The 21,712-nt window shown below is 69.5% G+C and carries 13 protein-coding genes; 11 read left to right on the top strand and 2 right to left on the bottom strand.

Annotation, left to right across the window (positions count from 1 at the left end; all coding sequences use genetic code 11):
* The first annotated feature begins 309 nt into the window (after nucleotides 1-309).
* The 5 genes from tig (at nucleotide 310) to GV007_RS00715 (ending at nucleotide 5,306) form a co-directional block, all read left to right on the top strand.
* On the top strand, nucleotides 310-1,701 hold the full coding sequence (gene tig / locus GV007_RS00735) for a trigger factor (RefSeq protein ID WP_228503431.1): 1,392 nt from the start codon (nucleotides 310-312) through the stop codon (nucleotides 1,699-1,701).
* Nucleotides 1,702-1,860: 159 nt separating this feature from the next.
* Nucleotides 1,861-2,475, top strand: coding sequence for an ATP-dependent Clp protease proteolytic subunit (locus tag GV007_RS00730; RefSeq protein ID WP_104240770.1), 615 nt, complete (start codon nucleotides 1,861-1,863; stop codon nucleotides 2,473-2,475).
* Nucleotides 2,476-2,489: 14 nt separating this feature from the next.
* The gene (locus GV007_RS00725) at nucleotides 2,490-3,161 is read left to right on the top strand and encodes an ATP-dependent Clp protease proteolytic subunit (RefSeq protein WP_160070580.1); all 672 of its coding nucleotides are present in this window, start codon (nucleotides 2,490-2,492) and stop codon (nucleotides 3,159-3,161) included.
* A 124-nt stretch (nucleotides 3,162-3,285) separates the two neighbouring features.
* Nucleotides 3,286-4,563 carry an ATP-dependent Clp protease ATP-binding subunit ClpX gene (gene clpX / locus GV007_RS00720; RefSeq protein WP_104240772.1) on the top strand — a complete coding sequence of 426 codons (1,278 nt, stop codon included), beginning with the start codon at nucleotides 3,286-3,288 and terminating at the stop codon, nucleotides 4,561-4,563.
* Nucleotides 4,564-4,694: 131 nt separating this feature from the next.
* A complete protein-coding gene (locus GV007_RS00715) occupies nucleotides 4,695-5,306 on the top strand; it encodes a 4'-phosphopantetheinyl transferase family protein (RefSeq protein ID WP_160070579.1) in 612 nt (203 codons plus the stop codon).
* Here the strand turns inward: GV007_RS00715 and GV007_RS00710 are convergent.
* Nucleotides 5,287-6,645, bottom strand: a complete 1,359-nt coding sequence (locus tag GV007_RS00710) for a M1 family metallopeptidase (RefSeq protein WP_160070578.1) — start codon at nucleotides 6,643-6,645, stop codon at nucleotides 5,287-5,289. The two genes, GV007_RS00715 and GV007_RS00710, sit on opposite strands and share 20 nt — an antisense overlap.
* Nucleotides 6,642-10,580, bottom strand: a complete 3,939-nt coding sequence (locus tag GV007_RS00705) for a Pls/PosA family non-ribosomal peptide synthetase (protein WP_160070577.1) — start codon at nucleotides 10,578-10,580, stop codon at nucleotides 6,642-6,644. Before GV007_RS00705 ends, GV007_RS00710 begins: the two co-directional genes overlap by 4 nt.
* A 253-nt stretch (nucleotides 10,581-10,833) precedes the next feature.
* Here GV007_RS00705 and GV007_RS00700 point away from each other — a divergent pair, with 253 nt between their 5' ends.
* From GV007_RS00700 to GV007_RS00675, 6 genes are all read left to right on the top strand, one after another.
* On the top strand, nucleotides 10,834-12,237 hold the full coding sequence (locus tag GV007_RS00700) for an HtaA domain-containing protein (RefSeq protein WP_160070576.1): 1,404 nt from the start codon (nucleotides 10,834-10,836) through the stop codon (nucleotides 12,235-12,237).
* Nucleotides 12,238-12,384: 147 nt separating this feature from the next.
* Nucleotides 12,385-13,830, top strand: a complete 1,446-nt coding sequence (locus GV007_RS00695; protein ID WP_160070575.1) for a hypothetical protein — start codon at nucleotides 12,385-12,387, stop codon at nucleotides 13,828-13,830.
* Nucleotides 13,831-13,889: 59 nt separating this feature from the next.
* Nucleotides 13,890-15,119 (top strand): heme/hemin ABC transporter substrate-binding protein, encoded by a 1,230-nt coding sequence (locus GV007_RS00690; RefSeq protein ID WP_160070574.1) that lies wholly within the window; start codon nucleotides 13,890-13,892, stop codon nucleotides 15,117-15,119.
* Between the two features lie 14 nt (nucleotides 15,120-15,133).
* Nucleotides 15,134-16,312 (top strand): FecCD family ABC transporter permease, encoded by a 1,179-nt coding sequence (locus GV007_RS00685; RefSeq protein WP_442960366.1) that lies wholly within the window; start codon nucleotides 15,134-15,136, stop codon nucleotides 16,310-16,312.
* A complete protein-coding gene (locus GV007_RS18995) occupies nucleotides 16,309-18,426 on the top strand; it encodes a heme ABC transporter ATP-binding protein (RefSeq protein ID WP_201297532.1) in 2,118 nt (705 codons plus the stop codon). Before GV007_RS00685 ends, GV007_RS18995 begins: the two co-directional genes overlap by 4 nt.
* A complete protein-coding gene (locus GV007_RS00675) occupies nucleotides 18,423-21,179 on the top strand; it encodes a fibronectin type III domain-containing protein (protein ID WP_160070573.1) in 2,757 nt (918 codons plus the stop codon). The genes GV007_RS18995 and GV007_RS00675 overlap by 4 nt, the downstream gene beginning before the upstream one ends.
* Nucleotides 21,180-21,712 lie beyond the last annotated feature (533 nt).

The following is a 21,712-nucleotide window of genomic DNA, read 5'->3' as shown; positions in this document are numbered from 1 at the left end:
GTCCCCGTCCCCCTCTTTGCTGGTCCCTCCCGCCCTCCGCCCTCGCCGGAGGCGAAGAGTGAGCGAGATGCAGGTTCCCGCGTCCGTCAGCCTGCTTCTGGCTGACTTCTCGCGCGCGGACGAGGGCGCGCATTGTGCCTCCCCGCCCACGACGATCCTGATTGCCGGTAGAGTGCTGTCGTTTGTGGGTGCCGTAGGCTGTCCGCAGCCGCATCAGTGCGGCGATACGCCCATCTGGGTGGTGCGCGGCGTGCAGTCGCACCCCGCTCCACGCGCGAATCCGCGCAGTCACCCCACGTATCTCAGGAGATGCCCCACGTGAAGACCTCGGTCGAACAGATCAACCCGACCCGCGTCAAGCTGACGATCAACGTAGAACCGGCTGAACTCAAGCCATACGTCGACTCGGCCTACCGCACCATCGCAGAGCAGATCCAGGTCCCCGGCTTCCGCCGCGGCAAGGTTCCGACGCCGATCATCGACCAGCGCGTCGGTCGCGCCGCGGTCCTCGACCAGGCGATCTCCGACGGACTCGACGTCTTCTTCAACCAGGCCGTCTCGGAGTCGGACGTGCAGCCGCTCGGACGCCCGAAGGCTGACGTCGTCGAGACGCCGAACGTCGCGGACTTCTCCGGCGACCTCGTCGTCGAGGTCGAGGTCGACTCGCGTCCGTCCATCGAGCTCCCGTCGTACGACGGCATCAAGGTCGAGGTCGAGGCTGCAGTCGTCGACGCGGCTGACGTCGACGAAGAGCTCGAAGAGCTCCGCAAGCGCTTCGGCACGCTCGTCACGGCAGACCGCCCGATCGAGGACGGCGACTTCGTGACGCTCGACCTCATCGCCATGGTCGACGGCGACAAGGTCGACGAAGCTGAGGGAATCTCCTACGAGCTCGGCTCCGGCCAGCTTCTCGAGGGCACCGACGAGGCGCTCCTCACGCTCACCGCAGGCGAAGAGACCACCTTCCGCTCCACGCTGCTCGGCGGCGAGCACGAGGGCAAGGAAGCGGAGATCACCGTCACGGTGCAGTCCGTGAAGGACCGCGAGCTGCCCGAGATCGACGACGAGTTCGCGCAGATCGCGAGCGAGTTCGACACCATCGAGGAGCTCCGCGCAGACCTCGAGACGCAGGCCAAGAGCAAGAAGACGTTCGCGCAGGTCGACGCGGCCCGCGAGAAGATCGTCGAGCAGCTCCTCGAGCTCGTCGAGATCCCGCTCCCCGAGACGCTCATCAACGACGAGGTCACGCGCCACCTCGAGCAGGAGGGCCTCCAGCCCGACGACGAGCACGGCGTCGAGGTTCGCGCAAACGCCGAGAAGTCGTTCCGCCAGCAGGTGCTCCTCGACGAGGTCATCAAGGCTGAGGGCGTCGAGGTCGAGCAGGACGAGCTCACGCAGTTCCTCATCCAGTCGGCAGCCCAGTACGGCATGGCTCCGCAGGAGTTCATCGGCGTGCTGCAGGAGAACAACCAGCTCCCCGGCATGATCGGCGAGGTCGCACGCTCGAAGGCGATCCTCTTCGTCCTCGACAAGGCCGAGGTCGTCGACACCAACGGCGAAGCCGTCGACATCTCCGAGTTCACGGTGGCCGTGCAGCGCGCCAAGGACAAGGCAGCCGCAGCGGAGGCCGAGGAATCGGCTGACGCCGTCGAGTCCGACGAGGTCGCCGCCGACGAAGCCAAGGACGACGAGGCCAAGTAGCCTCCCGCCCACTCCACGAAGCGCCGCCGGCATAACGCCGGCGGCGCTTCGTGCATCCCCTGCCCTTTGCCAGGCACCGTGTGCCGTGGGCGAACAGGCCAGCGCTGGCCTCGTGGCTCCACTAGATTCGGTGACGACCGTTAGGGAAATGGAGCGACCGTGGCTGATATTCAACTGCCGAACAGCGTCTTCGACAGGCTTTTGAAAGACCGCATCATCTGGCTCGGGTCCGAGGTGCGCGACGAGAACGCGAACGAGATCTGCGCCAAGATCCTGCTGCTTGCTGCAGAGGATCCTGAGCGAGACATCTACCTCTACATCAACTCGCCGGGTGGATCGATCACCGCCGGTATGGCGATCTTCGACACGATGGAGTTCGTGCCGAACGACATCGTGACCGTGGGAATCGGCATGGCGGCATCGATGGGCCAGCTCCTGCTGACCGCAGGTGCGCCGGGCAAGCGCTACATCACGCCGAACGCGCGAGTGCTGCTGCACCAGCCGCACGGCGGATTCGGTGGCACGGCGAGCGACATCCAGACCCAGGCGCAGCTGATCCTCGACATGAAGGCCCGCCTCGCGTCGATCACGGCGCAGCGCACGGGCAAGAGCCTCGAGCAGATCAACGAGGACGGCGACCGCGACCGCTGGTTCAACGCCGACGAGGCGCTGGCCTACGGGTTCGTCGACCACATCCGTTCCTCGGCAACCGAGGTCACGGGCGGCGGCGGCACCAAGCGCGACGCCGAGTCCACGTCCGAGTCGGCAGAGTAAGGAAGCCAGAGCATATGAACACCCCATTTCTGACCGGCGGCTCGACGGCAGGCGTCCAGACCCCGTCGTCGCGGTACATCCTGCCGACGTTCGAGGAGCGCACGGCCTACGGCTACAAGCGCCAGGACCCGTACGCGAAGCTCTTCGAGGACCGCATCATCTTCCTCGGCGTGCAGGTCGATGACGCGTCGGCGGACGACATCATGGCCCAGCTCCTCGTGCTCGAGAGCCAGGACCCGGACCGCGACATCACGCTGTACATCAACTCGCCCGGTGGCTCGTTCACGGCCATGACGGCGATCTACGACACCATGCAGTACATCCGCCCCGAGGTCTCCACCGTGTGCCTCGGCCAGGCGGCGTCGGCGGCTGCCGTGCTGCTCGCGGCCGGACAGCCAGGCAAGCGTCTGGCTCTGCCGAACGCTCGCGTGCTCATCCACCAGCCCTCCACCGGCGGTGCCGGCCAGGGGCAGGCATCGGATATCGAGATCCAGGCGCAGGAAGTGCTGCGGATGCGCACGTGGCTCGAAGAGGCGCTGGCGCGTCACTCCGGCACGTCGCTCGACAAGGTCAACCGCGACATCGAGCGCGACAAGATCCTGTCGGCCGCCGAGGCGCTGGAGTACGGCCTCATCGACCAGGTGCTCACGAGCCGCAAGGGCGCCGAGCCGGTCATCATCGACTAGTTCGATCCGACCGAATCGAACACGCTGCAATGTCCATGGCCGCGCCGGGGAGTGCCCCTGGCGCGGCCATCCGGGCAATGTCGGCGGTTCGGGTTAGTCTTGGCAGACCGCGAAGGAGGTCCTCATGGCACGTATCGGTGAAAGCAGCGAGCTGCTGAAATGCTCGTTCTGCGCCAAGAGCCAGAAGCAGGTCAAGCAGCTCATCGCTGGTCCTGGTGTGTACATCTGCGACGAATGCGTCGAGCTGTGCAACGAGATCATCGAAGAGCGCATGGCCGATTCCGAGACCAGCGAGGTCAAGGACTTCGAGCTCCCGAAGCCGCGAGAGATCTTCGCGTTCCTCGAGGAGTACGTCATCGGTCAGGAGCCCGCGAAGAAGGCACTCGCCGTCGCGGTCTACAACCACTACAAGCGCGTCCGCGCGCTCGGCCAGATCACCTCGGCCGAAGACCGCGTCGACGAGGTGGAGATCTCGAAGAGCAACATCATGCTCATCGGCCCAACCGGGTGCGGGAAGACCTACCTGGCGCAGTCGCTCGCGAAGCGCCTCAACGTGCCGTTCGCGGTCGCTGATGCAACGGCGCTCACCGAGGCCGGCTACGTCGGCGAGGACGTCGAGAACATCCTCCTGAAGCTCCTCCAGGCCGCCGACTTCGATGTGAAGCGCGCCGAGACGGGCATCATCTACATCGACGAGATCGACAAGATCGCGCGCAAGGCGGAGAACCCGTCCATCACGCGCGACGTCTCCGGCGAGGGCGTGCAGCAGGCGCTGCTGAAGATCCTCGAGGGCACGGTCGCCTCGGTGCCGCCGCAGGGTGGCCGCAAGCACCCGCAGCAGGAGTTCATCCAGATCGACACGACCAACGTGCTGTTCATCGTCGCCGGGGCGTTCGCTGGGCTCGAGGAGATCGTCTCGCAGCGTGCGGGCAAGAAGGGCATCGGCTTCGGTGCCCCCTTGCACTCGAAGAACGACGACCGCGACCTCTATAGCGAGGTGCTGCCAGAAGACCTCCACAAGTTCGGGCTCATCCCGGAGTTCATCGGTCGTCTTCCCGTCATCACGACGGTGTCGCCGCTCGACCGTGGAGCGCTCATCGACATCCTCACGCAGCCGCGCAACGCGCTTGTGAAGCAGTACCAGAAGATGTTCGAACTCGACGGCGTCGAGCTCGTCTTCGACGAGGGTGCGCTCGAGGAGATCGCCGACCTCGCCGTGCTGCGGCAGACGGGCGCTCGTGGCCTCCGCGCCATCCTCGAGGAGACGCTCGGGCCGGTCATGTTCGATGTTCCGTCTCTCGACGACGCGAGCCGTGTCGAGATCACGCGCGACGTCGTGCTCAAGAACGCGGCGCCGACGATCATCCCTCGGCCGGAGCTGCGCGCCGAGAAGTCGGCGTAACCGTCCCGGGTCGATCGAGGACGGCTGCGCTTTGTCGCGTCCCAGCGGAAGCCCCGCGTGCACTCGCACGCGGGGCTTCCGCTGTTCGCACGGATCCGTGCTCCCGCGTCGTCCTCGATCAGAGGCGTCATATGGACTTCACTGAACTGCGGCTCGGCAGTGCAAGGCTCCTCGGCGCAGAGGCGACGAGCCTGAGCCCTCGCCAGCGCAGGCAGGCGCTCGGGTTGCTCTCCGCGGATGACCGGAAGCGCCTCGCTCACCTGAACGATGCCCGGGCGGATGCCTTCCTCACCGGGCGGCTGCTCGTCAGCGTGGCGCTCGACGACCCCGCACCCCTCCTCGAGGCGTCGTGTGGGCACTGCGGCTCCGCTGAGCACGGGAAGCCCCGCCTGCGGGAGCAGCCGATGCTCGTGAGCATCTCCTACGCCGGCAGCGCCGTCTTCGTCGCGCTCGCCGACAGTGACCATGTCTCGGCCCTCGGGCTCGACGTCGAAGAGGCTGGCCTCGAGGCGGGTGCCGGCGCCGCGGCAGAGCTCGAACGCTGGACGGCTACCGAAGCGGTCCTCAAAGCCGACGGTCGTGGGCTCAGGGTCGACCCGAGCGAGGTGCAGCTCGACGCGGACGGTCTGGCCCGCATCAGGGGCGAGGGGGCGCTCTACCGACTCCGTCAGACCCTCGTCGACGGTCGATTCGTGGTTGCCGTCGCGACCGCTACGGCTACCGCTAGCGCCAGCGGCGACTGACCTTCGCCGCAGGAGGCGGAGGGAGGTCGGGAAGCGTGAGCTGGTAAAGCCAGGCGTCGAACAGCTCCTGGAGCGGAGCATCCGGCGCCAGGGACGCCGCATGCTCGAGGAACTCCGCCGTCGAGGCGACCGAGAAGCGCTTCACCTGAGCCCAGCTCGTGAGGATCTCGAAGAACGCAGAATCACCGACCGTGAGCCGCAGGGCGTGCAGGGTGAGCGCGCCGCGCTTGTACACGCGGTCGTCGAACATGTCCTCGGCTCCCGGGTCTCCGAGCAGCAGGTCCTGGGGAAGCCTCGCCAGAGATGCCCGGGCGCCCCGAGCCAGGCTGTCGGCGCTCGGTCCGCCGCTCGCCTCTGACCAGATCCACTCGGCGTAGCAGGCGAAGCCCTCGTTCAGCCAGATGTGCTGCCAGCCCGCGACGCCGACGCTGTTGCCGAACCACTGGTGCGCGAGCTCGTGCGCGACGAGCCGCTCCTGGCCGCGTGCGCCATCGATCTGGTTGGCGCCGAAGATGGCCATGCCCTGCGCCTCGAGGGGAATCTCGAGGTCGTCGGCCGTCACGATGACGGCGTACGTGTCGAACGGGTAGGGGCCGAACGTCAGCTCGAAGGTCGCCATCATCTTCGCGAGGTCGGCGAAGTCGGTGCCGACGCGTCGTGCGAGCGATGGAGGGTAGTGAAGGTGGCCCGCCACTCCCGCGAGCTGCACGTCCTCGCGCTGGTAGCGGCCGATCTGGAGGGTCACGAGGTAGCTGGCAGTGGGGGCGGCTTCCTCGTACACCCAGGTCGTGAGCCCGCCGGAGGCGCGTCTCGAGCTCAGGGTCCCGGTCGCGACGACGTCGTAGTTGCTGTCGACGGCGACCTGGATGCGGTAGCTGGCCTTGTCGGCCGGGTGGTCGTTGCAGGGGAACCAGGTCGGGGCTCCCGTCGGCTGCGAGGCGACGATGATGCCGTCCTCCAGCTCCTCCCAGCCGATGACTCCCCAGCGGGAGCGGCGCGGCCGGGGCGCGCCCTCGTAGACGATCTCGAGCGTGATGGCGTCGCCAGCCTCGACTCGCTTGGAGAGCGTGACCTTCAGCTTGCGGTCGCTCTGCTTGAAGCGGGCCTGCTTGTCGCCGCGCACGTTGACCTTGCTCGCTCGGAGCCCCACGAGGTCGAGGGAGAACGCGGTCAGCGGCACCGCAGTGCGGATGCTCAGCGTCGCCGTTCCCGAGAGACGGTTGTTCTGCATCCGGTACTTGAGCGCCAGGTCGTAGTGCTCGACGCGGATGCTGACGTCGCCGCTCTGCGGCGTGTATGGGTTGCCTGGCAGCGGCTCCGCGCTCGTCGCGAGGATCATGAAGCCTTCGACTGGTAGGCGCGCAGCTTCAGGGCCCGCCAGGGGCCGATAGGGTTGCCGCTCCAGCGGCTGCCGACGGGCACAGACTCGCCTCGCATGACGAGCGACGCGGGCCCGACGGTGGCGTGAGCGCCGATGGTGGCGGCGGGGAGGATCACGCTGTGTGGTCCCAGCGTTGCGCCTGCTTCGAGGGTGACGGTGTCCATGCTCATTATTCGATCATGGAACAGGTGAGTCTGGACGACGCATCCCCGGTTGACGGTGGCTCCGTCCCCGAGCGTGACGAGATCGGCCTCCGGCAGCCAGTACGAGTCGCACCAGACGCCCTTGCCGATTTTCGCTCCGAGTGAGCGCAGCCACATCGCGAGGGCTGGCGTTCCTGCAGCGCCCCGCGCGAACCAGGGCGCCGCGACCATCTCGACGAAGGTGTCGGCGACCTCGGTGCGCCACACGAAGCTCGACCAGAGGGGCTGCTCGGAGACGCGGATGCGACCGACGATGACCCATTTGGCGATGGTCGAGATGAGGGCGGATGCTGCGGCAGCACCCAGGAGGACGAATCCGGAGAGCACGATGCTCCAGGCGACGCCGACGGAGGTCTCGATGGCTGCGAGTCCAAGGAGGACGCCCAGGCCCAGCCCGCAGGTGACGATGACGGGCACGATGCGGCACAGCTCCCAGAGGGCACGCGCGACACGCAGCGCCCTTGGCGGGTTGTAGGTGCGCGTCTCGTCTCCGTCGACGGCGACTCGGCGGAGGCGGACGGGCGGGGACCCGAGCCAGGATGAGCCGGGCTTGGCCTTCGCCGGGGCGGCGGAGAGGACGGCGACGAGGCCGTCGCGGGGGACGGAGTGCCCGGCGGCGGCCATCCCGGAGTTGCCGAGGAAGGCGCGCGCGCCGATGCGCGCTCGTTCGATGCGCATCCATCCGTTGTGCAGCTCGTAGGAGGCGACCATGGTGTCGTCGGCGAGGAACGCCCCGTCGTCGATCTGCGTCATGGAGGGGAGCAGGAGCACGGTCGAGGCCTCGACGTCGCGCCCGACCTTCGCGCCGAGCATCCGCAGCCAGACGGGGGTGAAGAGGCTCGCGTAGAACGGGAAGAGGGTGGTGCGGGCCGCGTCGAGGAGGCGCTCGATGCACCAGGCCTGCCAGGCGATCCTCGAGCGCACCGGGTGGGTGCCTTCCCTCAGGCCGATCGAGAGGAGGCGAACGAAGAGCACGACGAAGCCGGCGAAGGTGATGCCGGCCGCGATGACAGCGGGGGCGAGCCAGGCGAACGCGGAGAGGGTCGCCTCGCCGAGCGTCCCGGCCCCGCGCATCCCGGCGGCGATGACGACGCCGCCGACCGCGAACGCGAACAGGGGGAGCAGCGCGAGGGCGGCCGAGGCGATGGCGTAGACGACTGCCCAGCCGGCGGGCTGCGGTGGACGGGCCGCCGGCCAGTCGCTCGCGCGCACCTTGCCGACGCGCACGGCGGGGGAGCCCGCCCAGCTCTTGCCCGAGCGGACCCTGCCGAAGACCGCCGACCCCGGGGCGACTTCGGCGCCCTGCCCGATCTTGGTGCCGGGGGCGAGGGTGCTTCGGGCGCCGACGGTCGCCCCCGCGCCGATGCGGATGCCGCCGATGCGCACGAGGTTGCCGTCGATCCAGTAGCCGGTGAGGTCGACTTCCGGCTCGATGGCCGCGCCGTCTCCGAGCTGCAGCATGCCGGTGACGGGCGGCAGAGAGTGCAGGTCGACGTTGTTGCCGACCTTGGCGCCGAGGGCGCGAGCGTAGTAGACGACCCACGGTGCGCCTGCGAGGCCGACGGCGTCGATCTGCGTTGCCACCTGCTCGGCGAGCCACAGGCGCATGTGCGTCGCGCCACCGCGTCGGTAGTCGCCGGGTCTGAGCCGGAAGAGGAGGATGCGCGCGGCGGCGACCGAGATCGCCATCTTCCCGAACGGGGTCACGAAGACGATCAGCATGGCGACGATGAGCCAGAGCGGCGCGTCCGGCAGCACGTCGAAGCCGGGGAGGAGCTGCAGGAGCGCGCTTGCCGCGAGCAGGTAGGTGACCCAGCGCGCGCCGGCCAGGATATGCAGGGGCAGACCGGCGACGATCTGCAGGATGCGTGCCGAGAGCGGCGTGGGGCCTGGCGTGCTGAACGAGGCGATCACGTCGTCCTCGTCGTCGAGCGCTTCGCTGATGGACTCGGTCATGGCGCCGAGGCGGGGGTGGTCGTAGACGTCGGCGACCGTGAACTCAGGCACGCGCGCGCGCACTCGGGTGACGAGCTGGGCGGCCGACAGGGATCCGCCGCCGAGGTCGAAGAAGTCGGCGTCTTCGCTGCCGACGGGCAGTCCGAGCACGGCCTGCCATTGCTCGGCGAGCCAGGCGACGTGCCCGTCGAGGTCACCGGAGACATCGTCGGCGCCGGGCAGCGGCCATGGCAGGGCGTTCTTGTCGACCTTGCCGGAGGTGCGGGTCGGGAGGGAGTCGACCTCCGCGAGGAGCGGGATGAGGGCCTTCGGGAGTTGCTCGCCGAGTTCGGCACGCGCAAGCTGCCGCTCGTAGCCCGCGCCGGTGACGATGTAGCCGACGAGGATGGAGACGTCGGCGGAGGTCTTGCGGACGGCGACGGCCGAGCCGGTGACTCCGGTGACGGCCTGGAGGGCTGCCTCCACCTCGCCGAGCTCGATGCGTCGGCCGCCGATCTTGACCTGGTCGTCGGCACGCCCGAGGAATACGAGGCCGGCTTCCTCGAATTTGACGAGGTCACCCGAGCGGTACGCGCGATCCCAGCCGAGGCTCTCCATCGGGGCGTACTTCTCTGCGTCCTTGGCGGGGTCGAGGTAGCGGGCGAGCCCGACGCCGCCGATGATGAGCTCGCCGGATTCGCCTTCCGTGACGCGCCTGCCGTCCGCGTCGACGACGGCGAGCTCCCAGCCGTCGAGCGGCAGGCCGATGCGGATGGGGGCGCTGCCGTCGAGGAGGGCGGCACAGGCCACGACGGTGGCCTCGGTGGGTCCGTAGGTGTTCCAGACCTCGCGGCCTTCGCCGACGAGGCGTTGCGTGAGCTCCAGCGGGCAGGCTTCGCCGCCGAAGATGAGCAGCCTGACCTGTTCGATAGTCTCGCTGGGCCAGAGCGCCGCGAGGGTCGGCACGGTGGAGACGACCGAGATCTGGTGCCTGAGGAGCCAGGGGCCGAGGTCCTCGCCGGATCGCACGAGCGATCGCGGGGCTGGTACGAGGCAGGCGCCGTAGCGCCAGGCGAGCCACATCTCCTCGCAGGAGGCGTCGAAGGCGACGGAGAGGCCCGCGAGCACGCGGTCGCCTGGCCCGATGGGGTCGTGCTGCAGGAACAGCTTCGCCTCGGCGTCGACGAACGCGGCGGCCGAGCGGTGGGAGACCGCGACGCCCTTGGGTACGCCGGTCGAGCCTGAGGTGAAGATGACCCAGGTGTCGTCGTCGAGGTGGGGGCCCTCGAGGTCGGTGAGGCTCGTGCTCTCCGGATGCGGTGCGCCTTCGTCGAACAGGGGAACGGCTGGGTGGGGGCTCGCTTGGCCGTCGGCGGCCGGCGTGAACTCCCCGTCGCCCTGGATGGTCCCTCGCACCTTGGCCTCGCCGAACACGAGCACCGCGCGCTCGTCGGGGTCGTCGACGTCGACCGGCACGTACGCGGCGCCGGCTGCGATGACGGAGAGGATCGCGACATACAGCTCTCGGGTGCCCGAGACGAGACGCACACCGACCTTGTCGCCTCGCCGAACTCCCGCATCCTGCAGCCGTTTCGCGGTCTGCGCGACGTAGGCGCTCAGGTCCTGGTAGCTGAGCGGGGCGTCGCCGTCGTCGATCGCGATGGCGTCGGGATGCGCGGTGGCGGTGGCCGTGAGCACGTCGATGAGCGTGCGGGGCGTGGGCGCTGCCGCGGATCGGTCCAGGGGGGATTGCACGGAGCAACGCTACCGGGCCAAGGTAACGCGGTGGTTGCCGACGGGGCGCGTGTGGTTCTGGGGTGAATTCGTGTCCGGATCGTCGTGCTCCATTGTCGAACCTGAAAATCTCCCGTAAGGTAACCCTTGCCTTACTTAGCGTTACCTAACCGGTTCCACCGGGTGGCGTCCAAGCGTAGGGCTTTCGGTACACGGCACTCGCCGCGCATCTGCGCGCGTGTCGGGGGGCCGTGACTTCTATTCAGGAGAACTCATGACAGCAGTGCAAGAACGGACGGCTGGTCGGTCGTCTGTGCTGGCTCGCGGTGGCGCGACACTCGCCGCGACAGGCCTCATCGCGGCGGGCCTCGGCCTCGGCGCAGCACCAGCGTCAGCCGCAGAAGGCGACGCAACCGTCGAGAACGTCTCGTTCTCGTGGCAGCTCAACGACGAGACCGGCGGCGGCGCCTACTTCGGCGGCTGCAACTTCCTCGTCGCCGGTACGGCAGGCGACACGGGCTCCTCCCGTCTCTGGACCGAAGCCGACGGCTTCTACAAGGCAGCGGAGGGCAACGTGACCATCACGAAGCCGAACGCAGCCGGCGAGCAGATCGCCCCAACCTGGGGCACCAAGTGCCAGAACGCGGCAGGCGCGGCCGTCTCCCCATCACCCGCTTCGACGACCAACAACCGGGTCAACTTCGCGGCGGGCGCTGGAACCGTCAACCCCGCAACCGACACCGGCACCATCTCGTGGGACGGCGACTTCACGATCGTCTTCTACGGCGGCCTGACGTACTGGACGGTCTCCGACCCAGTGCTCGACGTCGTGAACGGAGTCGGAACGCTCACGGGCACCGCCTCCGGATACGGCACGTCGATGGAGGACATGTCGCAGTGGGTTCCGATCGCACCAGAGACGATCGACCTCGCCACGTTCGACGGCGTCGACGTCACCGCGACAGGCATCGAGGTCTCGACGCCCGACTACCTGGGCGTCGAGGTCACCACGGCCGGATCGCCGCAGAACACCACGGCCGCGACGTGGGGCTCCTTCCCGCAGTCGCTCGTCGACTTCAACGCCAAGACGGGCCAGTCGTCGTACTGGTACTCCTCTGGCGGCGCGGCTGACCCGAAGAAGGTCGCGAAGGGCTTCTCCGCGAGCTACGCGGAGATCGCAGCGCCTGAGGTTCCCGGCACGCCGGACGGCAACGTGGAGGTTGTCATCCCTGAAGCCGCAGTGACGCCGGTCGACCCTGAGACGGGTTCCTTCTCGTGGGCCTGGGCTGACCAGAACGGCGCCGACCTCGGCACCGCGGTCCAGACCGGTGACACCTTCGTCGCCAAAGGCTCGATCAGCGACGTCGCGGTCACGGACACGCGTGCCGGCGGCACCGCGGCCTACGGCTGGACGGTCTCCGGCCAGTCGAGCGACTTCAGCAACGGCATCGACTCGATCTCGGCTGCGAACCTCGGCTGGGCTCCTGAGCTCATCGCGGGCAACGCCGCGAACGTGACCGCTGGTTCGGCGGCGACGGGCCTCAACACGGCACAGCTCCTCGCGACGTCGAACACCGCCGCGAGCGCAACGCTCGGTGCGGACCTCACGCTGACGGTCCCCACCACAACGCAGCAGGGCGCGTACTCCGCCACGCTCACCATCTCGGCCATCTCCTAGGGGCCGAGGAGTGCGCGGGAGCCCACCAGGCTCCCGCGCACTCGCACCCCCGCTGCACGAGCATCCGCCCTCGCAGCACCCCGCTCCTCCGCATCGCTCGCTCGCTCCGCCGCGGCCCCGCCGCGAGGGCCCCACGTAAGGGACCACATGGCTCTCCCCATCCGTCTCCGCACTCGCGCCACAGCATCCGTCGTACTCACGACCTCGCTGCTGGCGCTGCTGTCGTTCGTCGCGCCGACCGCGGCGCAGGCTGACACGACGCAGCCGCCCGCGTGGAGCATCGACACGGTCGACGGCGACCGGGGCTCTGGGCGACCCAACTTCACCTACGACGTCAACCCGGGCGACGTCATCGCAGACTCCATGAACGTGACCAACACCGGGCCAGGCGCGCTCGAGCTCACGATCTACGCGGCCGACGCGTTCACGACCGCGACGGGCGCCGTCGACATCCTGGAGAACGGCGAGCCGTCGGTGGATGCGGGTACCTGGGTCGCCCCGGGCACAGGCTCGGTCTCCCTCGAGCCGGGGGCGAGCATCGACGTGCCGTTCACCCTCACGGTGCCAGCGGATGCGACGCCCGGCGACCACTCCGCCGCGATCGTCGCTTCACTCCTCCCCGGCGACTCCACCGACCAGGTCAAGGTCGAGCGGCGCCTCGGACTGCGCATCGACATGCGCGTGAGCGGAGAGCTCGCGCCAACCGCCGAGATCCGCAGCCTCGCGACCAACTGGGGTGCCGCTGGCGTCAACCCCTTCGGCGGAGGCACCACCACCGTCAGCTACGAGCTCGTGAACACCGGCAACGTGCGGCTCTCGTCGCTCGAGGATCTGCGCCTGAGCGGCATCGGCGGGGCCGCCGGAGTCGCCATGACCGGTGGCGAGATCCCCGAGCTGCTCCCCGGATCGGCGGTCACGATCACGCGCGAGATCACGACGGGTGCCATCGGTCCGCTCACCGGTGCCCTCACCGTGTACCTGCAGCCCGTCGGAGCCTTCACGGACGTGCCCGTCGCCGTCACGGCCGACCTCTCGGCGTTCGCTCTGCCCTGGTCGCTCGTGACCCTCGTCATGCTGCTGCTGGTCGCCGCGGCTGGCATCGTCTTCTGGTTCTGGCGTCGCCGTCGGCTCGATCTCCTCATGGCCGGCTACGACTCCGAGGCGGCGCCGGGCGCCGAGCGGCTCGCCCCTCCCCAGGCTGGGGGCCCAGCGGGAGGCGCGGCGCTCGCGGTCATCGCCGGGATCGCCCTCGCCCTGGCCACCGGCCTCTGGAGCCCGACGCCCGCCGTCGCAGAGCCGGCCCCCACCGCCCCGTCAGGCATCGTCGAGGTGACCATCCCGGCGCCCACGGTCGCGCCCACCTCGGCGGGCACCCCGACGAGTACCGCAGCGCCGACGACCGTTCCGAGCACCGGCCAGAGCATCGCGCCGACGCTCAGCCCAGGAGCGAGCACCGGCACCGGGCCGGCGGGCGGAGGCGCGGGACTCGCCAGCACCGGCGCGGAGACGCTCGCGATCGCCCTCGGCGTCGGCGCCCTCGCACTGACCGCTGGCATCATCCTGCTGCTTCGGCGCAAGGGACGAGCCGGCTGAGCCCACCAGCCCCGCATCCACGCGTATCCACGACCTGACGACGCACGACCGAGGAACCCATGCCATTGCCACGCACGCTCCGCCGCTTCCGCCGCTCGACGATCCGTCGCGCCGGCTGGGCAGCGCTCGCCGTGGTCGTCGTCTCGGTGCTCTGGGTCAACGGGTTCCACAACATCGGCACCGCCAACGGTGCAGGCAACGAGCAGTGCGTCTCGCAGCCAGTGCAGGCGGACCCCGTGGCCCCCGTGCTCCCGCAGGTCACCTCGGCGGAGCTGCCGGAGCCGCGCAGCATCACCGGGCCGACCACCGCGTACACGCAGACCGCGGCGATCAACCCCGTCACCGACGCGGCCACCGCCGTGCAGCAGCTGCCGACGACGTTCACGAGCTCCGACGGCGCCGCGACGACCGTGACCGACACGACACGCATCCTCGCCATCAACCAGAACGGCGGACTCGCGGCAGCCGTCATCGGCCTCGGCTTCGGCTGCAACCTCATCGGGCGCGACACCGCCACCGACATCACGAAGCTCATGCCGGGCAACGAGCAGCTGCCGCTCGTCACGCAGAACGGGCACGAGCTCAACGCCGAGTCGATCCTGCAGCTCGCCCCGACCGTGGTCGTGACCGACGCCTCCATCGGGCCGTACGACGTGCAACTGCAGCTGCGGCAGGCGGGCATCCCCGTCGTCATGGTGCCAATCGCCTACGAGGACGGCGTCGGCGGCGTCGCCCCGCAGATCCAGTTCGTGGCGGATGCCCTCGGCGTGCCGGCGCTGGGGGAGAAGCTCTCCGAGCGCACGCAGGCCGAGATCGGCACGACCATCCAGCAGCTCGGCACGATGGCGCCCACCGACCCGGAGAAGAAGCCACGAGTGGTGTTCCTCTACCTGCGCGGCAGCGTCTACTACTGGTTCGGCGCAGGGTCCGGCGCCGACTCGATCATCCAGAGCATCGGGGCGCGCGACGTCGCGACCGAGGTCGGCTTCGCCGGAATGTCGCCGACCAACGCGGAAGCGCTCGTGCGTGCCGCCCCCGACGTGATCATCGTCATGACCCTCGGCCTCGCCTCCGTCGGCGGCATCGACGAGGCCGTCCAGCTGCCCGGCATCGGGCAGACCCCAGCAGGAGCCAACAAGCGCATCGTCGACATGAGCGACTACGAGGTCATGAGCTTCGGCCCCCGCACAGCCTCCGTCCTCGCGGCGCTCGGCACCGCGATCTACGCGCCAGACCTCGCCTACGTGCCAGAACCGGACCCGGCCACCAGCACAGGAACGGGCGAATGATGAGAGATGCACACGTGAGAACGGCAACACCGCCAGACACCACCCCACCGGCCGCACCCCGGCAGCCGCAGCGCCGCCGCCTCCTCGACGGGGCACAGGAGCGGGCACGGCGACGCCCCGATCCGGTCGCCGAGCCGAAGGATGCGCCGCCCCGGACCAAGAAGGCTCGAGCGTCGCTGCTCGCAGCCGTGCTCGCCATCCTCCTCATCGCGGGCTGCCTCGTGTCGGCGATGATCGGCCAGCTCTACATCCCGCCGCTCGAGGTGCTCGGCTTCCTCCTCAACCAGGTCGGCATCGACGCCCTGCCAGGCCCGAGCCACGAGTTCGGGGCCGCCGCGCTCGCGGAGGTGCGCTTCCCGCGACTCGTGCTCACCGTGCTCGTCGGCGCTGCGCTCGCCGTCGCCGGCGCGCTCATGCAGGGCATCTTCGGCAACCCGCTCGCCGAGCCAGGCTCGGTCGGGGTCTCGGCCGGTGCAGCAGTCGGCGCGAGCTTCTCGATCCTCTTCAGCCTCACGTTCCTCGGCCCCTTCACGACGCCGACGTTCGCGTTCGTCGCCGGCCTCATCACGACGTTCGTCGTCTACTCGCTGTCCCGCTCGGGCCGCCGCACCGACGTCATCACCCTCATCCTCACGGGAGTCGCCGTCAACGCGGTCTGCGGTGCCCTCATCGCGTTCATCACCTTCAGCGCTCCCACGCAGGCGCGGGAGCAGATCGTGTTCTGGCAGATGGGCAGCATGAACGGCTCGCGCTGGGAGCAGGTCTGGCTCGTCGCGCCGCTCATCATCGTCGGGTGCATCCTCGCCATCGGCATCGGCCGCCAGCTCGATCTGCTGTCGCTCGGCGAGAAAGCGGCCCGCCACGTCGGCGTCAACGTCGAGCGCGTGCGGCTGCTGGTCATGATCTACGTCGCCCTCCTCGTCTCGGCCGCCGTCGCCTTCGCCGGCATCATCGCCTTCGTCGGGCTCGTCGTGCCGCACATCATCCGCATGATCATCGGCCCGTCCCACCGGGCGCTGCTGCTCTGCTCAGTGCTCGGCGGCGCGCTGCTGCTCACGATCGCCGACCTCGGCGCGAGGACCCTCGTCGAATACGCGGACCTCCCCATCGGCATGCTCACCTCGCTCATCGGCGGGCCGTTCTTCTTCTACCTCATCCGGCGCAGCCGGGCCAAGGGCGGTGCGTGGTCGTGATCGGATCCATCCTCAGGAACCCCATCCGCAAGCCGCGCGCCACAGCGCCAGGAGACGTGGTGCTCTCCGTGCGCGACGTGAGCGTCGACTTCGGCGAGCGCACCGTGCTCGAGGGACTCGACCTCGACATCCGCGCCGGGGAGGTACTCGCCCTCGTCGGCCCGAACGGCGCCGGCAAGTCGACGCTCATCAACGTCATCACGGCCGACGTGGATGCGCGCAGCGGCACCGTCGAGATCGACGGCCTCCCCAGCTATGCCTGGACCAACACCGAGCTCGCCATGCGCCGCGCGGTGCTCCTGCAGCAGGTCGACATCGCCTTCCCGTTCTCGGTCGAGGAGGTCGTCGACATGGGCCGCGCGCCCTGGCAGCAGGTCAGCGAGCGCGACCGCGACGACCTCATCACGGCGGGCGCGATGCGGCGCACCGACATCGACCGGTTCGCCGACCGCCACTACCCGTCCCTGTCCGGCGGCGAACGCGCGAGGGCCGCGCTCGCGCGAGTGCTCGCCCAGACCGCCTCGGTCATGCTCCTCGACGAGCCGACCGCCGCTATGGACATCAAGCATCAGGAGATGGTGCTCGACCTCGTGCGCAGCTACGCGAGCACCGGATGCGCCGTCGTCATCATCGTGCACAACCTCGACCTCGCCGCCGCCTACGCCGACCGCATCGCGCTCCTCAGCCGCGGCCGCATCGTCGCCGACGGGCCGCCCGCCGACGTGCTCACGGCTGAGCTCATCACGCAGGTGTACGAGCACCCCGTGCACATCCTCGAAGACCCCATCACCGGATCGCCGATCGTCGTCCCCAAGCGCACCCCCTCCCGACCCCTCCCGACCGGCCCCCTCGACCCCCGCCGCAGAAGGGCAGAACGCATGACCGCCACCACCCCAACGGCCAGCCGCTTCTCCCTGGCGCACTCGGCCGCCTCGATCGTCGCGGCCCTCGCCCTCGCCCTCGGTGCCCTGCTCGCCGGCGTTACCGCGTCGCCCGCCCACGCCGCGGGCCAGGTGACCATCTCCGGGCAGCCCGCGGCGGATGCGCAGAGCGAGATCCAGGTGTCGGGTTCCGGCTTCCAGTCGGTGCAGGGCGGGTTCGGTGGCATCTACGTGCTGTTCGGGTGGGTCGACGACCCGAACGGCGGCTCGTGGAAGCCGAGCGCCGGCGGCGTCACGGGGGAGGACTACCGGTACGTGTACGACGACGAGACGAACCCCGTCGGCTACCAGCTGTTCGCCGCCTTCCCGGGCGGGTCGACCTCCTACGCCGCGAACGGCGGCGAGGTCGCGGCCGACGGCACGTGGTCGGGAACGCTGCGCATCCCTGGCGCCGTCTTCCAGACCTACGACCGCGACCAGAACGCGACCTCGGTCGACTGCACCACCGTGCAGTGCGGCATCATCACGATCGGCGCGCACGGCGTGAAGAACACGAACAACGAGTCGTTCACGCCGCTCACCTTCGCCGGCGGCGAGGCAGCCGTCGCCCCTCAGGCCGAGGCCAGCGCCCAGCAGCCGCAGGCGGCGGCCCCCGCGGCCCCCGCCGAGCAGCCCGGCGACGCGGCGCCCGTCGCGACCTCCGCCCCCGTCGGGACGACAACGCAGAGCACAGGCGCGTCGCAGGGCCTCGGCGCCGCCGGCGAGGCGCTCGCCTGGCTCGTGGTGCTGGCGCCCGTCCTGCTGCTCGTCGGCCTCACGGTCGTCGCGCTCGCCGTCGGGATCGGCGCGTACCTCGCCGCGAAGAGCCTCCTCCTCGGTGTCAACCCGGCCGCACTCGAGAAGGTGCGCGGGCAACGGGAGCGCAAGGCGCTCCAGGAACGAGAGAAGCAGCGCAGGAAGACGGCGGCAGTCAGGCTCTCCCAGGAGCAGCGCGAAGCTCGCGCCCGGCGCAGGCTGGGCGCGGTCGGGGCCCAGCAGGCGCTCTCGCAGGTTCCCGCCGGCCCCGCGCCGCTCGAGAACGACAAGCTCGTCGACTTCTTCGCCATGGACGCTCCGTCGCCGCGCCACCCGAGTCCGCTCGACGACCCCCGCGCCGACGCGGGCGGCGAGGAGCGCGATGCGCCCACCCTCATCCTCTCGAGCGCGACCGGACGCCGGGAGGACGCACGGTGACCTCAGCGACACAGCACCTGGGCACCCCGCGCGGGCACCGCCTGCCGGCTCCGGGGATCGGCACGCGCATCCTCGCCGGGATCGGCATCATGGGACTCCTCACCGGGGTCGGCCTCCTGGCCGCCGACTCCGCCGAGGCGGCATCGACACCGGTCACGGGAGTCGGCCTCTCGTGGACCATGAACGACGAGGTCGGCGGTGGCGCCTACTTCGGCGGGTGCAACTTCCTCTCCGCCGGAGCATCCGGCGACAACGGCAGCTCCGCGGTCTGGGCCGACGACCGCCTCTACTCGGCGAGCGACGGCAGCGTCACGATCACGAAGCCCGACGCCGCCGGCAACCAGGTGCCAGCCACCTGGGACTCCAGGTGCCTCGACGCAGGCGGGAGCAGAGTCGGCACGGGAGCCGGGTCGACAAGCGCCAACCAGGTCAACCTCGCCGATGGCACCGGCACCGTCGACCTCGAAGCCGGCACGGCCAGCGTCTCCTGGGACGGCGCCTTCACCGTGGTCTTCTATGGAGGCATGACGTACTGGTCGGTGGACGATCTCAGGCTCGACCTCACCAACGGCAGGGGCACGCTCACTGGCACCGCTGGCGGCTACGGCGCCGACATGGACGACCCGACGAAGTGGCAGAGACTCGGCCCGCAGCGCGTCACGCTCGCCACGATCGACGCCACACCGGCCGAGCTCACGGCATCCGGTGCCACCATCACTCCCGACTACCGGGGTGTGGACGCGGGCACCGTCAGCACACCGCAGGCCCGCACGGGCGACGACTGGGGCGCATGGCCGAAGGACTTCGTGGCGTTCCACGAAGCGACCGGACAGTCGAGCTACTGGTATTCCTCAGGCGGCATCGCCGACCCGAAGAAGGTCGCCGCACCGCTCGAGCTGCGCTTCGACACGTCCCCGACGGCGACTCCCGCCTATGAGCGAGTGCCGCTCGGCTACACCGAGGGCATCGAGGTGCGATTCTCCAACCTCGGAGAGGGCATCTCCGGGGAGCCCCTGCTCCGAGCCGCGGACGGAAGCGAGCTTCAGCTGCAGCCGGACACGACCGCGCAGATCACGGCCGGTGCCGGTCTCGGCACGTGGAATGTCGCGGACCTGCCCGAGGGTGCGCACGTGTTCACCCTCGCCGTGCGCAACGGCGCAGCCGAGACCCCGATCGACCTCGGCGGCGCTCATCCGGTCCGCATCACCGTCGTGCCGCCGCTCGGGACGACGACGCAGCCAGGAGTGACGGTCAGCGACATCCAGGCCACTTCGTTCACGACCACCCTCACCTGGCCTGCGGACGGCGGAGGCCCCCCGACGGGGTACCAGCTGCAGCTCACGCAGGGCGGCACCGCCGTCGGCACGATCCTGCACGTTCCAGCGGATGCGACCGGCCAGGGAACGACGATCGTCCCCGGGCTCACCGCAGACACCGAGTACGCGGTCACCGTGACCCCGTACCTCGCGACCCAGGCTGGTGCATCCGCGACGCAGCTGCTCAGCACCGGATCGCGCCCAGAGCCGACCGTGCCACCAGAGACGACAACCGCGCCAACGACGCCCCCGAGCACCGAGCCGACCACGCCCCCCGACGGCGGCGGTGAATCAGCCGACGGTGCGACGTTCTACTGGGGGCTCAACAAGGAGGCCACGAGCGGCGCCTACGCCGGGGGATGCAACTTCCTCGCGGCGGGCAGGGCCGGCGACACGGGCTCATCGCGGGCCTGGAACGCGAGTGAGTACCGCTCCGCCGACGGCAACGTCACCATCATCAAGCCCAACGGCGACGGCTTCGAGCAGGCGAGCTGGGCGACGAAGTGCATCGACCGCACAGGCACCGCCGTCTCGACGGCACGGCTCGGCTCCCACACGGAATCCCAGGTGCGCATCACGGGCGGCGAGGCGACCCGTTCCGGCTCAGAGCTGACCGTGCAGTGGCGGGGCAGCTTCACCGTTGCCTTCTACGGCGGGCTCACCTATTGGACGGCAACCGACCCCGTGCTCAAGGTGGACGGGAGCGGCAAGGGCACCATCACCGCGACAGCCTCCGGCTACGGGGCGTCGATGACGGATGCTTCGAAGTGGATGCAGCTGGCCGACCGCACCATAACCCTCGCCAACCTGACCGGCGTCGACACCAGCGGTGATGTCATCACGACCACCCCCGACTACGCGGGCGTCCCGTACAGCGGCACGGGCCAGTCGCAGGGAGTGGTCGGAGGGGGCGACTCGACCGCTACGGCGCAGGCGGCACGCACAGCGCTGAACTCCAGCTATTGGGGAGCGTTCCCTTCGGACTTCGTCGACTTCCAGAAGGAGACCGGCCAGTTCTCGTACTGGTTCACCTCGAACGGCGCTCGCGACGCGTACAAGCCGACGATCCCGCTCACGGTGAGCCTCGCCGGCGACTACACGCCCACCGCGGGTGCGTATAGCGCGCCGGCCGCGCCGACGCTCACGCTCACGCAGAACAATGCGTCTGGCGGGACGCGTGCTCCGAACGCGGCCGCGCCCGCCCCCACCACGACGGCACCGGCGGCCGGCGTCGCGACCGCTGGCGGGGGAGCCGCGCAGTCGGAGGCTGGCCCGGTCGCTACCGCGAGTGAGGCCTCGAGCCTGCAGATCGGGGAGATCACTGCGCCTATGGTGCTCGGCGGGGGTGCAGGCATGCTCGCCATCGCCGGTCTCAACTGGTCGATCTCGCTCCTCGTCCGGCGAAGGCTCGGCCTCGACCCGAACCTCTTCGGGTAGGTGCGGCTTCTGGAAGGGGCGGAGCCGTCATCCGCTCGCCCAAAGCGGTGTTGTGGTCGTGAAGACGCGCTCTTAGCGACCACAACTCAGCTCCCGACCTTGTGCTGAACCTTTCACGGGTGGTCGCGGCTTCTGGAGGCGCGGAGCCGTCATCCGCTCGCCCAAAGCGGTGTGGTGGTCGTCAAGACGCGCTCGTAGCGACCACAACTCAGCTCTTGGCCTTGACCAGGACCTTTTACGGGTAGTCGCGGCTTCCGGAGGGGTCGGCCCTGTCGTCCGCTCGCCCAAAGCGGTGTTGTGGTCGTCAAAGCGCGCTTGTAGCGACCACAACTCAGCTCCCGACCATGTGCTGGGACGCTCGCCACGTTTGCGGGGAATCGAGATGTCCGGAGGGGGCGGACCTGTGGTCCGCTCGCCCAAACCGGTGTTGTGGTCGTCATAGCGCGCTTGTAGCGACCACAACTCAGCTCTCGACCTTGTGCTGGGACGCTCGCCACGTTTGCGGGGGTCGCTCGTGTCGTTTGTAGCTCTGC

The sequence above is a fragment of the Pseudoclavibacter sp. 8L genome (assembly GCF_902506465.1).
Taxonomy (GTDB): Bacteria; Actinomycetota; Actinomycetes; order Actinomycetales; family Microbacteriaceae; genus Pseudoclavibacter.
This window is presented reverse-complemented; position numbering and strand designations above follow the sequence as displayed.

What these genes read in the sequence shown, in the direction of transcription:
- tig (WP_228503431.1), top strand. Translation starts at nt 310, where the DNA reads ATGCCCCACGTGAAGACCTCGGTCGAACAGATCAACCCGACCCGCGTC.
- GV007_RS00725 (WP_160070580.1), top strand. Translation starts at nt 2,490, where the DNA reads ATGAACACCCCATTTCTGACCGGCGGCTCGACGGCAGGCGTCCAGACC.
- clpX (WP_104240772.1), top strand. Translation starts at nt 3,286, where the DNA reads ATGGCACGTATCGGTGAAAGCAGCGAGCTGCTGAAATGCTCGTTCTGC.
- GV007_RS00715 (WP_160070579.1), top strand. Translation starts at nt 4,695, where the DNA reads ATGGACTTCACTGAACTGCGGCTCGGCAGTGCAAGGCTCCTCGGCGCA.
- GV007_RS00710 (WP_160070578.1), bottom strand. Translation starts at nt 6,645, where the DNA reads ATGATCCTCGCGACGAGCGCGGAGCCGCTGCCAGGCAACCCATACACG.
- GV007_RS00700 (WP_160070576.1), top strand. Translation starts at nt 10,834, where the DNA reads ATGACAGCAGTGCAAGAACGGACGGCTGGTCGGTCGTCTGTGCTGGCT.
- GV007_RS00695 (WP_160070575.1), top strand. Translation starts at nt 12,385, where the DNA reads ATGGCTCTCCCCATCCGTCTCCGCACTCGCGCCACAGCATCCGTCGTA.
- GV007_RS00690 (WP_160070574.1), top strand. Translation starts at nt 13,890, where the DNA reads ATGCCATTGCCACGCACGCTCCGCCGCTTCCGCCGCTCGACGATCCGT.